Genomic DNA, 13,959 nt, shown 5'->3' on the forward strand with positions numbered 1-13,959 from the left:
AGAGTGCCGCATGCGTTTAACCGATATAGAAATTGAGCAATGTTTAGATAATGGTAGCATTATCATCGATCCTCGCCCTGGTATAGAAGCTATTTCAGGTGTCAGTGTCGATGTCCGTTTAGGCAGCCAATTTCGGGTATTTAAAGACCATACGGCACCTTTTATTGATTTAAGTGGCCCCAGTGCAGAAATGCAAATCGCCCTTGATCGAATTATGAGCGATAAAATTGAAATCGCTGACGACCAAGCTTTTTTCCTCCATCCTGGCGAGTTAGCTTTGGCTGTGACCTATGAAAGTGTCACTTTACCTGCAGACGTTGTCGGCTGGTTAGATGGTCGCTCATCGCTTGCACGCTTAGGTTTAATGGTGCATGTGACTGCGCATCGTATTGATCCTGGTTGGCAAGGGAAAATCGTGCTTGAGTTCTTTAATAGTGGCAAGTTGCCATTAGCATTACGCCCAGGCATGACCATCGGCGCGCTTAATTTTGAGCGCTTAAGTTCAGCGGTCGCTCGCCCTTATAACACTCGTAAAAGTTCGAAATATAAAGATCAACAAGAGGCTGTCGCAAGCCGGATCAGCCAGGATAAATAATGGCGCCAGTTTGGGTTAATCATCACGAGAACGGCACGATAAATCCATTTGATCGTGCTGTTGCTTATGGTGATGGTGTGTTTGCAACTATGCGCACCGCATCAGCTGATATGCCGGCAGGGATTTTATTCCTTGATGGTCATATTTGTCGTTTGCAGCAGGGCTGTGAACGCTTGGGTATTGAGTGGCATGCCAGTGATTTATTAATAGAGCAACTGCAGCAACTCGCAAGGCAATACCCACAACATTGTATTAAGCTTTTGCTCACGCGCGGAGTCGGCGGCCGTGGTTATCAAGCACCGTCAAGCTCAAACGTGACTGAAGTTGTGTCCGTTAATGCCATTCCAGATCATTATCTTGATTGGCAGCAAAGTGGCATTTCGTTAGCATCATCATCGATATGTCTAGGCAGACAACCACTTTTAGCGGGCATAAAACATCTTAATCGGTTGGAACAGGTGCTAATTAAGTCTCAACCTCTAGTTGACACTTATCAAGATTGGTTGGTGTTTGATTGTGATGGTTATGTGATTGAGTCATCAATGGCTAATCTTTTTATCGTCAAAAATAATCAAGTACTTACCCCTGCAATAACGCATGCGGGTGTCAGCGGCGTGATGCGCGAAATCATCATTGATACGCTGCTTTGTCATGGTATTGCTGTGATGGCAACACGACTTACGTTAAGCGATGTTCAAGCTGCTGAGCATATATTTATAACCAACAGTTTATTTGGCATGATTGATGTTACCGCCATTGACGATTTTCAATTTAGCCGTTGGACGCAAACACCGCGATTCAGGCAAATTCTAAGTGTGAATTTATAATATGATTAAAAAAATAAAAACATTTATATTAGCTAGTTTAATTCCTTTATTCACCTTGACTTGTATTGGTGGCTATTGGCTAGTATCTGGCCTAATGACTTATCAAAAACAGCCATTGCAGTTAACTGAAAGCCAGACGCTGACAGTAGAGCCCGGCACATCGGTGATTAAGCTTGCGCAACAGCTTGAGCAACAATCATTGATTACTGATAGTTGGAAAGTTAAATACCTGGTTAAACTTGAACCAAAGTTTGCCAATATTAAGACGGGCTTATACCAATTGATCCCCGGCGATACGTTAGAAGCATTATTAAAACGTTTGTATTTAGGCCAACAAGTGGTTTTCAGTGTGACCCTAATCGAAGGCAAAACCATTGCTGAGTGGCAACAAACTCTGGCAACGACTGAACATTTAGCAAAAAACGCAGATGACTTTAACCAAGTGTTATTACAACATGGTGATACATCTGGCTTGCCTGAAGGTAAGTTTTATCCGGAAACATTCCATTATCATGCGGATGATAATTTACAGACCATATTAAATCGTAGTTACAACATGATGCAGGAGAGCTTAGCCCAAGCATGGGAAGGGCGTGATCCTGATTTAGCTTTATCGTCACCCTATGAGCTATTGATTATTGCTTCTATTATTGAAAAAGAAACTGGTAAACCTGAAGAACGTGATTGGGTTTCCGCAGTGTTTAATAATCGACTCAAAAAAGGCATGCGCTTGCAAACCGACCCGACGGTTATTTATGGTATGGGTGAGCGTTATAAAGGCAATATTACCCGTAAAGATTTACGCCAAGCGACTGCATTTAATACTTATACTATTGATGGTTTACCACCAACGCCAATTGCTGCCCCTAGCCGAGCATCACTCTTTGCAGCGGCCAATCCTGCTAACGTAAATTATTTATATTTTGTGTCACGTAATGATGGTAGCCATGTGTTTTCATCCACGTTAAAAGCACATAACAATGCCGTAAATGAATTTCAGAGAAAAAGAAAATGAGTCAACAGCAAGGCAAGTTTATTGTCATTGAAGGATTAGAAGGTGCGGGTAAATCAAGCGCGATAGCCCTGGTTAATGATATTATTCAGCGCCATATTGGTCAGGCTCCTGTGTGTACCCGTGAGCCAGGCGGCACGCCATTAGCAGAAAAAATGCGCGATTTAGTTAAAATTGCTGATGAGACTGACCCCTTGTGTGACGAAGCAGAGTGTTTGCTTATTTATGCTGCCCGATCACAGTTAATCGCTAATGTTATCAAACCGGCATTAGCTGCAGGTAAGTGGGTGCTGGGTGATAGGCATAACTTATCTTCACTGGCTTACCAAGGTGGTGGCCGAGGATTAATGCCCTTAGTCAAAGCGGTCAGTGATGCTTGTTTGAGAGGCTTTAAACCTCATCTCACCTTGTATTTAGATATCGATCCAACACTCGGCTTAAGTCGTGCGGCAAGTCGCGGCAAACTTGATAGAATTGAGCAGCAAGCGATTGATTTTTTCGAACGAGCCAGGCGTACCTACTTACAATTAGCCCATGAGGATGACAGCATAGTGGTTATCGATGCAAGTCAATCTATGGCGCAGGTTCATCATGATATACAGATGCAATTACAACATCATTTGCCCGTTCTTATGGCAGAGCTGTGATTGTTATAAAAAAGGATAATGTGGCGATATGAGTGATTATCAGATTGACCAATTACCATGGTTAGCCGAGCCGCATCAGCGCTTTGTTGATCAACATTATCGCGGTAAAACTAGCCATGCCCACTTGTTCAATATTGATAGAGCGCTTGGGGGGGATAAGCTCGCTAAAGCTGCGGCACAAACAATACTTTGCCAACAACTGACCCCAGTGGGTGCTTGTGGTCAATGTAAAAGCTGTTTGCTATTGGCTGCTGGTAATCATCCAGATCTGTATATTATTGAGCCAGATGGTAACCAAATTAAAGTTGATCAAATTCGTCAGCTATGTCAAAAATTAACGCAAACGGCTCAGCAAGGTGGGGCGCGCGTGGCGATAATCGTTGATGCTGAGCGCTTAAATTTAGCCGCAGCAAACGCATTACTCAAAACACTTGAAGAACCTGGTGATGATGTTGTGCTCATTTTGCAAACCAATACATCAGCTCAGTTACTCGCGACTATTACTAGCCGTTGCCAAACTCTTAAATTTATTGAACCGACTAAGTTAGATATCCAACACTGGCTAGCTGCGCAGCAGCTGTTGCCTGCAGCCAATGCCGAGGGTAAAACTCACGATGTGACTTGGTGTCTTAGTGTTGTGGGTGGTCCTTTGGCGTTAGCAAACAGTTTAACCAGTCAGCATTATCAACAATTGCTAACATTTCGCCAAGATTGGGCTCACAGTTTAAAAACGGGTCATTTAAGTGCTAGTTTACTCAAGGTGTCGGAACAACAAATTGTTGATGCACTTAATGTTTTGTATTTGTACTTACGTCAATATGTGTTAAAAAGTAGTAAAGTAAAAGCGGATCGTCAGCCATTAAATCCGTTAGTTCAAGCTAAAGTGATTGATCTTGGCGGGCAAGTGATGAAGATGTGTCATAAGCTTGAAACTATGCCCAGCGTGAATACTCAAGCATTGTGTCAACAATATGTTCTCGCATTTAGGAAGCTAACCAATTAACGCTATTTGGTTATACTAACATCTAACCTATTTATGGAATGAAAATAATTACTTATGGTCGATCTTGTTGTTCACTACGATACATTACATAAACTCTATCGTGCTTATATGCCGTTTATTAAGCCTGCTGGTTTATTTATTGCGACTACAGAAAGTCATTTTTTAGGCCAAGAGCTTACGATTGCTTATCGATTACCTGATGCAACCCAGGCCACAGAATTTAAAGGCACTGTGGTATGGATTAATCCATTAGGGGCATCCGGTGGGCGTCCTGCTGGTATTGGGGTTAAAATTAAAACAGATGTTGAAAGCCATAAACACCATATCGAAAAGTTATTATCGAGCGAACTTTCCTCTAGCGATTTGACCTGCACTATGTAGCTAGGTATTCTTGCGCATCTGTTTTATTTTTAATGTAGTTGCGAAAGAATTCCCATGCTAATTGATTCACATTGCCACCTTGACCGTTTAAAAGCGGCCCCAGACTCAGCCAGTTTACAATCCATTATGGACAATGCCAAAACTCAAGGTGTTGATTATTTATTGTGCGTCAATGTCCGCCAACAAGGCTTTGAAGCCATGCGCGACAAGGTGTCAGCCTTTGATAATGTTTTCTTGTCTTCTGGTGTACATCCTCTCGATGTGCAAGAAGGCTTGAACATTGAAGACATTAAACGTTTTGCTGACGATCCTCGCGTAGTGGCTATTGGCGAAACGGGTTTGGATTACTTCTATTCAAATGATACTAAAACCTTGCAACAACAGTGTTTTGAACAACAAATTGCTTTAGCTGTAGAGGTGAATAAACCATTAATTGTTCATACTCGTGATGCCCGAGAAGATACCATTAATATGCTTAAAGCTGGAGGCGCTGACAAAGTCGGCGGCGTATTGCATTGCTTTACTGAAAACTGGGAAATGGCTAAAGCGGCCATCGATTTAGGTTTTTATATTTCTGTTTCAGGTATTGTGACCTTCAAAAACGCGGGTGATCTTCGCAGTGTAATTCGTCAAGTGCCTAAAGACAGATTACTGGTAGAAACTGATTCTCCTTATTTAGCGCCGGTGCCACATCGTGGCCAAGAGAATCAGCCAGCCTATGTTCGAGATGTAGCTGAGTTTGTTGCAGAATTACGCGGTGAAAAATTTGAAGCGTTAGCGCAGTACACCACGGATAACTTTTTTAATTTATTCAAAGATGCTGCTAAGTTGATCGGTCGCTAACTAGATTCTGGCAATAATAATCCATTTCTCACATTAAATGACTTTTAAATCAATATAATGGGGTAATGGATTGCTGCTTGTTGATTGGAAAATAAGATAAAAAAAGACCCAAAACTATCCAATTGTTCTGGGTCTAGGGAAAGGGCTCGATTAAGAGCCTTGCGCTACTGTCGTGGCTGCTTAAGATTGCTTAAGCAGCCAAATAGTGAATCAAACATTGATTAACTATAGTCAGGTCGATTGGTTTTTGCATGAAATTTAATCAAATAAATCACTATTAATTTGATATTAAATTCATCTTTACATCAAGCCACTGATTATAGGGTTTATCGTCATGATTAAAAATGACTTGGTTACAAGTCGTTATAGGCTTAGATTGACGTTATCGCGGACTAACTCTCGCGGTAAATTGTTTTTCAGTCTATGGCCTAAATGCTTTACTACGCCTAATACTGCGTGATGATAACTGACTAACATTTCGCCTTGTGTCGTGATAGCCAAACGTTGTTGTATGGCATCATCAAAGCTGTTGCTGGCAATATCGCGTCCCATTAAAAAGTCTTTAGCTTGTGATGCTGTCAACTCAATGGTTCTTGGGGCGTCGTATGTTGATGCTGATAAGGCAATGATGGCTTCATGTTTCGCTTTGTAGCCCTTCTTCATTGCGTCTGCGAGTTTCAGTCCAATACGCTGAAAACGCATTTTACCAATAAAAGGCATAAACTGAGCTGGGAATAACCAGTACTCGTCATCCCGTAACATAATGATGTCGTCGGCGGGGATATTGATTGAAAAACTTTCTTTAAAATAATGCCTTAACTCTATTTGTTGTTTATCGTTTGCGACCGTAAAAGGGAAGTTTTTTTGCGACTTAGGCTGTTTTTTTCGACGTTCAACCGAGGCTGTTTTGCGGATTTTGGCGACAAAGAATCCTTCACTGTCGTAAATTTGCGGCCAAACATGTAGAAAACCTTCTTCGGTACATGCTTTGTCTGCGCCATCAAATAACTGCGCCAATGAGATAAACTCAACTGCATCAGGAAAGGTTTGTTGTAAATGTTGGCAAATATGCTGGTTTTCTAACTGGCTCAGAGTACAGGTTGAATACACTAAGGTCCCGCCGGGTTTTAGCGCTAAAAATGCCGATTCGATCAAATCTTTTTGAGTTTCGCCTATGGCGGTAACATCCTCAATATCCCAATGTTTTAAGGCCAATGGATCTTTACGAACCGTACCTTCACCGCCGCAAGGTGCATCAAGTAAAATGGCATCAAATGCTTCAAATAAATACTCGCCAAAGACTCTGCCATCAAAATGGGTTAGAGCCGTGTGGCTAGCGCCCATACGCAGCACGTTGGCGTGTAATACCTTTACTCGGCTGGCAGAATATTCATTGGCCACTAACAAGCCACTGTTATTCATTAAGGCTGCAATTTGAGTGGTTTTAGAGCCGGGGGCTGAAGCCACATCTAAAACAATTTCAGGGTTGGCTTTACTTGAAAACAATGCCGTCGGTGGCAACATAGAACTGGCTTCTTGAATATAAAACAAGCCTTGGATATGTTCTATAGCATTACCTAGTTGAACATCATCTTTACCTTCAATCCAAAATCCATCTTCACACCAAGGGATCGGCGATAGCAGCCAACCTGCTTGGCTCATGATATTGATGAACTGTGCGGTGCTAATTTTTAGTGTATTCACCCGAATAGATTTACGAAGCGGTTTGTCGCAATAGGCGATAAACTCTTCTAAAGATAAGTGAGTGGGTAACTCTTTCTCAATATGATTGATAAAGTTTGTATTTAATTGGGCCATAATAATAAACGATAAATTATTTTTGCAGTCATTGCAGCGATCATATCACGGAATTGTGCGCCCTGATCGGCAATGATTACTGTATATTAACGTTAGTAAAACTGACTAGATGATGGAGATATGCGTGTTAAATAGAGTGTGGTTATTATTTTTTATCATTGCAGCCTTGTCTATCGTAATCCAATTAGTGAATGGCAACGTCAATATATTAAGTGAGTCGGTTACGGCATTGTTTGCCAGTGCTAAATTAGCTGCTGACATTTCAATCGGGTTAATTGGCGTATTAGCCTTGTGGATGGGCTTGATGCAAGTAGGCGAAAAGGCCGGTGTTGTCTGTTTGTTTGCGCGGATATTCGAGCCTTTGCTGTCTAAGTTGATGCCAGAGGTGCCTCGTGGTCATGTCGCTTATGGCAGTATTAGCATGAATTTGACTGCCAATATGCTGGGGCTAGATAATGCCGCTACGCCTCTTGGCTTAAAAGCTATGCACGATCTACAAACCCTTAACCCTGCCAAATCAGTTGCAACCAACGCCCAAATTTTATTTTTAGTGTTAAACACCTCGTCAGTCACCTTAGTACCCGTCACCGTATTTCTATATCGTGCCCAACAAGGGGCGGCTAATCCTGCAGATATCTTTCTACCAATCTTATTGGCCACGAGTGTCTCTACTGTAGTGGGGCTATTGGTTGTTGCCTTAGTGCAACGGACTTCGTTATTTAACAGTGTTATTTTAGCGTATGCAGCTGTCATTATGAGTGTATTCATGGCAGCAATAGCTTATTTGGTAACATTGTCGGCAGATGCAATAGGGCAAGTGTCTATGGTGTTAGGCAATGGCATATTGTTGTTACTGATTTTAAGTTTTATTTTGGTTGCAGGCTATCGCAAAATTGCTGTTTATGATGAGTTTGTCGACGGCGCTAAGCAAGGCTTTGGCCAAGCCATTCAGCTGATTCCGTATTTGTTGGCAATGTTATTAGCCATTGGCTTTCTTAGAGCCTCTGGCGCACTAGATTATGCGTTACACTTGTTGGCAAGTGGCGTTAGTGCATTGGGCGCAGATACGCGCTTTATTGATGCAATGCCAACTGCATTGATGAAACCCTTTAGCGGCTCTGGCGCGCGTGCCATGATGTTAGAAACCATGAGTCATCATGGGGTTGATTCGTTTGCGGGTCGTCTAGCGGCTATTTTACAAGGCAGCACTGAAACGACGTTTTATGTCCTTGCTGTGTACTTTGGTTCTGTTGGTATTCGTAATGGTCGCCATGCGCTAGGTTGTGGATTAGCAGCCGACTTTGCCGGTATTACTGCGGCAATTGCTGTGTGTTATTGGTTTTATGGTTAATGATTAACATTACCTCCTGATACTTAAGAGTGTTAAACATCAAAAGACCGATACATATATCGGCCTTTTGATCTTGCTATATCGCGAGTATTTCGAGATAAGACTACTTAGCTTGTAAAGGTTGCCATTGTATCCATTCATCTTGCATATTTTTATGCAATGGAAAACGGCTCGATGCATCAATACCATTGCTGTCAGAGGTTGTATCACGCGTTGCAAATGCAATGCCGCCAGCCAGTATGGTTTCTAGTGAGCCCGTTTCTAACTGTGCGCCAGAAAATAAACCGATATCTAACTTGATCCCAGAAGCATCCCAAAATTGGCTGCTTTGGTTTATCAAGTGGCTGTATTCAGCATTGACATGAGCAAACAGGGTAATTTCAATGCCTGATTTATCTAGTTGATAACCATCAATTTGACCAACCTTAATACCGCGGAAAAATAGCGGAGTGCCAACCTTAATAGAGCCTAACTGATCATCAACCAATTGGAATGATAAAGCATCTTTAGGCACCGAAGCCTCAAAGTTGGCGTGAGGTTGAGCAACAAAGCTATCGATCAATTCCAAACTATTACCAGGGATTACCCCAATGTAAGGCCCAGTGAGTAGCGTTTCTGGAGCATTAATACCGGCTAAAGAGATTTGCGCATCAACAATAAAATATTCACTGTCACTGGCACTAAAATGGTTTGCATATTGGCCATAAATATACGCTTGCGCATTAATTGTGGTTAAATCTTGGTTTAGCTTCACATGTGATATTTCACCAATTTTATGACCTTGATAGCGAATAGCGGCTTTCTCAGCCACTTTAGTACTCACAGGCAAGATAAGGTTAATCACCTTAGCCTGCATCAGGGCGAGTGACTTGGTATCATATAAACGCAGATTAGGTTGTGTGATCTGTGGATTCGCGGTCTCGTCAATGTGTCCAAGGGCAATACTGCCATTGATTGCACCTTTTAGAGGCGCCACATTAATATCGACACCGGCTAAACTGGCATTGATGGCGACAGCATCATTGCGCCAAAAAACAGTATTGGCTTTGACCAGAGCAACAAATTTATTGTCGATACTAATATCAATATTAAATTTATCTGTCTTAGCAAACCAATTGATTTTATTGACCGAACCTATTTGCATTTTCTTATAATAAATCGGTGACCCTTCAGTTAAATCGGCGCCATCAATACTGGTCAAGGTAAAGTGTGTCATCTGTTGCTGGGCGTAAAGCACCTGTGCTGACTCGATTGATTCATGTAAGGGTAAGGTGCTGTTAGGTGCAATCAAGGTAGCGCTGTTACTTGGAATTAAGCTAATCGCACCTTCAAGCATAGTGGTCACGTCGCGAGTCTTAACCTTAATTCCGGCTAATGAAGCGTCAACGGCTAAGGCGCTTTCTGGAATAAAGAAACTCCCCTTTGTGAGTAAGTTTTTAAATTCCGGGAGAATTTCAATTTGATACTCAACGGTTGAAAAGTCTTTGCTTAAATTAATACTGGTAATTTGCCCAATAGGGAGTTGCTTATATCGAACTTGCGCGCCATTACTGACTCCCGTATGCGTATTGGCCACTACGGTGAGCTTAAGCTTAGCTTGAGAGAGTAAATCTGGGGCCTCAGAGGCTAACTCAAATTGCATTGCTTTATCAGATGCTTGAGTACCAGGTAACACATTAATTACACTACCAGTGACCAGTCGACTAAGGTTTTTAATGCCTTTTAATGATAAGTCAGCTCCACTTAACCAAAATTGACTATCGCTGGTGATCAGCCCTTGGTATTGATGTTCAACTCGAGCGCTAAACTGCACTCCAGTGTCGGTCAAACTCACTTTTTCTATTTCACCAATAGCAATACCGCGGTAGATGATAGACGTGCCTTCATTTACACCATCGTTGTCGGTCGCGATTAAACTAAAATGTACCCCACCAATAGCAGAAAGCTCATCCTGGTAAAGAATATAAGCATCACCATTTTGCGCTTTTTCAGTATAGCTTCCGGTATCAAAGCTGATCCCGCCAGCCAAAATAGATGCAATACTCTCAGTACTGACTTTAATACCCGCTAAAGAGGCATCAATCTTCAGCCCAGATACATTCCAAAAGTGTGAGTCTTTGTTAACTAAATGGGCATATTGCTCTTGAACAAAAGCGCTGATAATAATTTGCTTATTACCATCTAAGCGATAGCTGACAACGCTGCCAACGGGTGCTTGACGGAAAAAGACCGGTGACCCAACATCAATAGAACCCAGCTTAGGCGATTTAAGCTCGATCATTATGCCTTCACTGCCGGGGAGAATTGCGGGTGCTTCGCGCTGTGCTTCAAATTCAGTTGCCGAGCGGCCATCTCCGGGCTGGATGGCAATATAATTACCCGAAAATAGCGTATCTAAGCCTTCGACTCCGGTAATACTGGCTTTGGGTTTGACTAACCAAAACAAGGTGTTTTTATTCAAAAATGGGTCGGCGCGATAATCCATTACCACTTTGACATTAACACCTTTGAGGTCATCATCAATACCAATGTCGGTGACTTTACCGACCGATAAACCTTGGTATTTTACTAATGTTTTACCAATATCAATGCCTGCGGCGCTGGGAAAGTGGATTAAAATTTCAATGCCCGACTCTTTAATGCTTTTTACCCCTAACCAAGCACCCAATATTAAGGCGACAATAGGCAATAACCATATTGGCGAGAATAATTTTTTCTTAACAATTTTCGGTGATTCAATTTGTGTCATCGGTGTTTTCCAAGCGGTCCCAGAGTAAACGAGTATCTAACACTTTTGCCGCAAGTTGTGTCAGTAAGATCACTAACGCAAATGCAGTTGCAGCAGGTGCAGGTTTAGCATCTAACAGTTGTCCCATATTCACTAAAGCAACGGTTAATGAGATAACGAATAAGTCGAGCATCGACCAACGGCCAATCCATTCAATAATGTGAAAACCAACCATTAATTTTCTTTTTGATACCGGCAAGTTAAAACTGATGGCGGTTAAATAAGTGGCTAAGCCAAAAATCTTAAGCCAAGGTACTAAAATACTGGCAGTAAAAACAATTACCGCTATCGGCAACATGCCTGTTTGCACTAAATGGCTAATACCACTAAAAATAGTATCCTTAGTGACCACCCCGCGGTTTGTCAGGAGGGTGATAGGGTAGATGTTAGCGACGATAAGTAAAATAGTGGCTGTAATCAATAAAGCCCAACTCTGCTGGATACTGGCATAATTACGATTGCTCAATTGGCTAAAACAGCGCTGGCAATGATTTTTGCTGGTTAAATTCAGCTTGCGACAGACAGGGCATAAACATAAGCCTAACTTTTGCCCCTGCAAAGAGGCTTGAGCTTTTTTTGGGGCTTCCTGGTTAATATTTACATGAGGCTCTTCACTTGCTGAGGATAGCTCATTAGCGGGATTCATTGGAGTTTCAGGCATCAACATAACTCCACATGTGCTCAAGTTTATATTCACGTTGTAAAAAAAGAATGATGACAAACAGCATGGTAAAACTGAATGTCCCCATACCAAAATACACATCAGAAAAATCAGATAGTTGGAATGCAGATACCAAGAAGCTGATGACATAAATTTCTAGCATGGTCATTTGTGATATCAAACCATGATTTTTTAGCAATGTCGTATAAGTTCTTTGCCAAAATGAGCTGTGTAATTCTAATTTGACAATAACAACTTGCGCCAGTATCGACAATATTAATAATCCAGGGGCGATAACAGCCGCAACCATTACCGCTAAGCCTACGACCCAATATCCTTCGGCCCAAACCGTCATAGCAGCCTGCATTACGGTCGTGGTTCTGACACTGCCAAGAAAGTGAATTTCGAGAACTGGTAACAAATTAGCGGGAATGAATATAATTAACGCGGCAACGCATAGCGCCAACATACCATTGATAGAGCAGTACGGAGAATCATAGAGTACAGTATGACAACGCGGACAAATAGCGCGAGAGCTGGAGGGTAACGCTCGTTTTCTCACTGCCAAATCACATGATCGGCATAATATTATAGAATCATGATCATCAAATTCATTCATGAAAAATTAATCTAATCCATAGTGAAAATCATTATCGGGTAGCTAAGAGGTAAACCTCTCAACTTTGCCTCATATTGGCAAATAAATGTGTCATTTGTTAAAAGAAACTCATTAATGTGTATTTGATAATATCAGAATAATCAGAACACTTGCATCATAAGTTAACTATGTGAGATTCTATGCACTGTATATAAAAACAGTGAGGATTACATCATGGCAGTGATAACCCAATTTGTCGTGGTCAGAGAAGGGGTGGAAAAGATGACATTTATATCGAAAAAAGAGGCTGATGCCTACGATAAGATGCTCGATATTTCCGATAACCTAGTGCCTTTTCTTATAAAGGCAGATCTTGGACTCGATGAAAATAAGTGCGAACAGTTAGCATTTTATCTCGCAAACAATAAAGATGAGCTTTCTAACTTGCTAAAAGGCGTAGTACAGGTTAAAAACGCTCCTGCAGTTAAAACCAAAAAGACTACGGCTAAAAATACCGCTGCAGAATAGCCGTATTTCAAACTTGTGAAGTAGATACCAGCTTAAGGAATGGAAATGAAAACCGAATTTTACCAAACATTAAATCGTCAAGCTCAAGCGTTACTTGAAGGCGAAGATGATTTGATTGCGGCAATGGCAAATTTTTCAGCGTTGTTAAATGACAACCTTGAGGATCTCAACTGGGCTGGTTTTTACATCAAGCGTGGTGAACAGCTCGTCCTTGGTCCTTTCCAAGGTAAAGTCGCGTGCACTCGAATTGATATGGGCAAAGGTGTTTGTGGCACCGCTGCTGCAGAAAATATCACCCAACGCATCGCCGACGTGCATCAATTTGATGGCCATATAGCATGCGATTCTGCCAGTAATTCCGAAATAGTCATTCCTGTAAGGCAGGGCAATGAAGTGGTGGCAGTGTTAGATATTGACAGTCCATTACTCAATCGTTTCGATCAAGATGATCAAATTGGCTTAGAAAACATGGTAAAAAGTTTCGAAACTTGCCTATTTGGTTAAATAGCGAACAAAATAGATTAAATCATGGTCGCATTCGCTGTCGCGGGCTTTATAATATGCCGCTAAACGCATTTGTGCTGGATTTACTGATGAGCGATGATTAAGCTGAGAGTAAGTTTGGTTAAATTGTTAAGGTTTGTTTCAATGACTTTAGCAAACTGGCGGATAGTGATATTTTGTACGTTGAGCCTTAACGGTAAGGTTTAACGAAAGATGAACGACTGCATGGCAAATTTCTGCCGCATAATCAGTCCCTTTATTAACGTGGAAGTAAAAATGGAATCAACAGACAAGTTGACCGACACCAACGCAATTTTAGCGTATTTATATGAAACCTTTCCTTTATGCTTTATTGCAGAAGGTGAAACTAAGCCATTAAAAATTGGTCTGTTTCAAGATTTGG

The 13,959-nt window shown here is 41.6% G+C and carries 15 protein-coding genes; 11 read left to right on the top strand and 4 right to left on the bottom strand.

The window, feature by feature from the left end; translation table 11 throughout:
• Positions 1-10 precede the first annotated feature (10 nt).
• From dcd to H5185_RS03435, 7 genes are read left to right on the top strand one after another with little or no spacing between them, the layout of a single operon-like run.
• On the top strand, positions 11-595 hold the full coding sequence (dcd, locus tag H5185_RS03405) for a dCTP deaminase (protein WP_124015880.1): 585 nt from the start codon (positions 11-13) through the stop codon (positions 593-595).
• On the top strand, positions 595-1,422 hold the full coding sequence (gene pabC / locus H5185_RS03410) for an aminodeoxychorismate lyase (RefSeq protein WP_182722775.1): 828 nt from the start codon (positions 595-597) through the stop codon (positions 1,420-1,422). Before dcd ends, pabC begins: the two co-directional genes overlap by 1 nt.
• A 4-nt stretch (positions 1,423-1,426) precedes the next feature.
• Positions 1,427-2,437, top strand: coding sequence for an endolytic transglycosylase MltG (gene mltG / locus H5185_RS03415; protein ID WP_404948298.1), 1,011 nt, complete (start codon positions 1,427-1,429; stop codon positions 2,435-2,437).
• Positions 2,434-3,081, top strand: a complete 648-nt coding sequence (tmk, locus tag H5185_RS03420; RefSeq protein WP_182741358.1) for a dTMP kinase — start codon at positions 2,434-2,436, stop codon at positions 3,079-3,081. Before mltG ends, tmk begins: the two co-directional genes overlap by 4 nt.
• A gap of 28 nt (positions 3,082-3,109) precedes the next feature.
• A complete protein-coding gene (holB, locus tag H5185_RS03425) occupies positions 3,110-4,084 on the top strand; it encodes a DNA polymerase III subunit delta' (protein WP_182741359.1) in 975 nt (324 codons plus the stop codon).
• A gap of 54 nt (positions 4,085-4,138) precedes the next feature.
• Complete coding sequence (locus tag H5185_RS03430) at positions 4,139-4,465, top strand: PilZ domain-containing protein (protein WP_124015885.1); 327 nt, start codon at positions 4,139-4,141, stop codon at positions 4,463-4,465.
• Between the two features lie 54 nt (positions 4,466-4,519).
• Complete coding sequence (locus tag H5185_RS03435; protein WP_124015886.1) at positions 4,520-5,308, top strand: TatD family hydrolase; 789 nt, start codon at positions 4,520-4,522, stop codon at positions 5,306-5,308.
• 363 nt (positions 5,309-5,671) lie between these two features.
• On the opposite strand, the gene rsmF is transcribed toward H5185_RS03435, so the two are convergent.
• Positions 5,672-7,126, bottom strand: a complete 1,455-nt coding sequence (gene rsmF / locus H5185_RS03440; RefSeq protein ID WP_182741360.1) for a 16S rRNA (cytosine(1407)-C(5))-methyltransferase RsmF — start codon at positions 7,124-7,126, stop codon at positions 5,672-5,674.
• Positions 7,127-7,250: 124 nt separating this feature from the next.
• On the opposite strand from rsmF, the gene H5185_RS03445 reads away from it, so the two are divergent.
• Positions 7,251-8,477, top strand: coding sequence for a nucleoside recognition domain-containing protein (locus H5185_RS03445; protein ID WP_182741361.1), 1,227 nt, complete (start codon positions 7,251-7,253; stop codon positions 8,475-8,477).
• Positions 8,478-8,580: 103 nt separating this feature from the next.
• On the opposite strand, the gene H5185_RS03450 is transcribed toward H5185_RS03445, so the two are convergent.
• The 3 genes from H5185_RS03450 to H5185_RS03460 are packed head-to-tail and all read right to left on the bottom strand — an operon-like array spanning position 8,581 to position 12,545.
• Positions 8,581-11,226, bottom strand: coding sequence for a PqiB family protein (locus tag H5185_RS03450; RefSeq protein ID WP_182741362.1), 2,646 nt, complete (start codon positions 11,224-11,226; stop codon positions 8,581-8,583).
• Positions 11,213-11,926 (bottom strand): paraquat-inducible protein A, encoded by a 714-nt coding sequence (locus tag H5185_RS03455; RefSeq protein WP_259396149.1) that lies wholly within the window; start codon positions 11,924-11,926, stop codon positions 11,213-11,215. The genes H5185_RS03450 and H5185_RS03455 overlap by 14 nt, the downstream gene beginning before the upstream one ends.
• Positions 11,919-12,545: a paraquat-inducible protein A gene (locus H5185_RS03460; protein WP_124015890.1), complete on the bottom strand. Its 627-nt coding sequence runs from the start codon at positions 12,543-12,545 to the stop codon at positions 11,919-11,921. The genes H5185_RS03455 and H5185_RS03460 overlap by 8 nt, the downstream gene beginning before the upstream one ends.
• A 213-nt stretch (positions 12,546-12,758) precedes the next feature.
• Between H5185_RS03460 and H5185_RS03465 the strand changes: the two genes are divergently transcribed.
• The 3 genes from H5185_RS03465 to H5185_RS03475 all read left to right on the top strand — a co-directional run.
• The gene (locus tag H5185_RS03465) at positions 12,759-13,052 is read left to right on the top strand and encodes a YebG family protein (protein ID WP_124015891.1); all 294 of its coding nucleotides are present in this window, start codon (positions 12,759-12,761) and stop codon (positions 13,050-13,052) included.
• Between the two features lie 45 nt (positions 13,053-13,097).
• Positions 13,098-13,556, top strand: a complete 459-nt coding sequence (locus H5185_RS03470) for a GAF domain-containing protein (protein ID WP_124015892.1) — start codon at positions 13,098-13,100, stop codon at positions 13,554-13,556.
• A 276-nt stretch (positions 13,557-13,832) separates the two neighbouring features.
• Positions 13,833-13,959: ProQ/FINO family protein (locus H5185_RS03475; protein ID WP_220494400.1), on the top strand; the 127-nt coding region annotated here is incomplete at its 3' end.

The organism is Shewanella sp. SG44-6 (assembly GCF_014164185.1).
In the GTDB taxonomy this organism is placed as follows: Bacteria; Pseudomonadota; Gammaproteobacteria; order Enterobacterales; family Shewanellaceae; genus Shewanella; species Shewanella vesiculosa.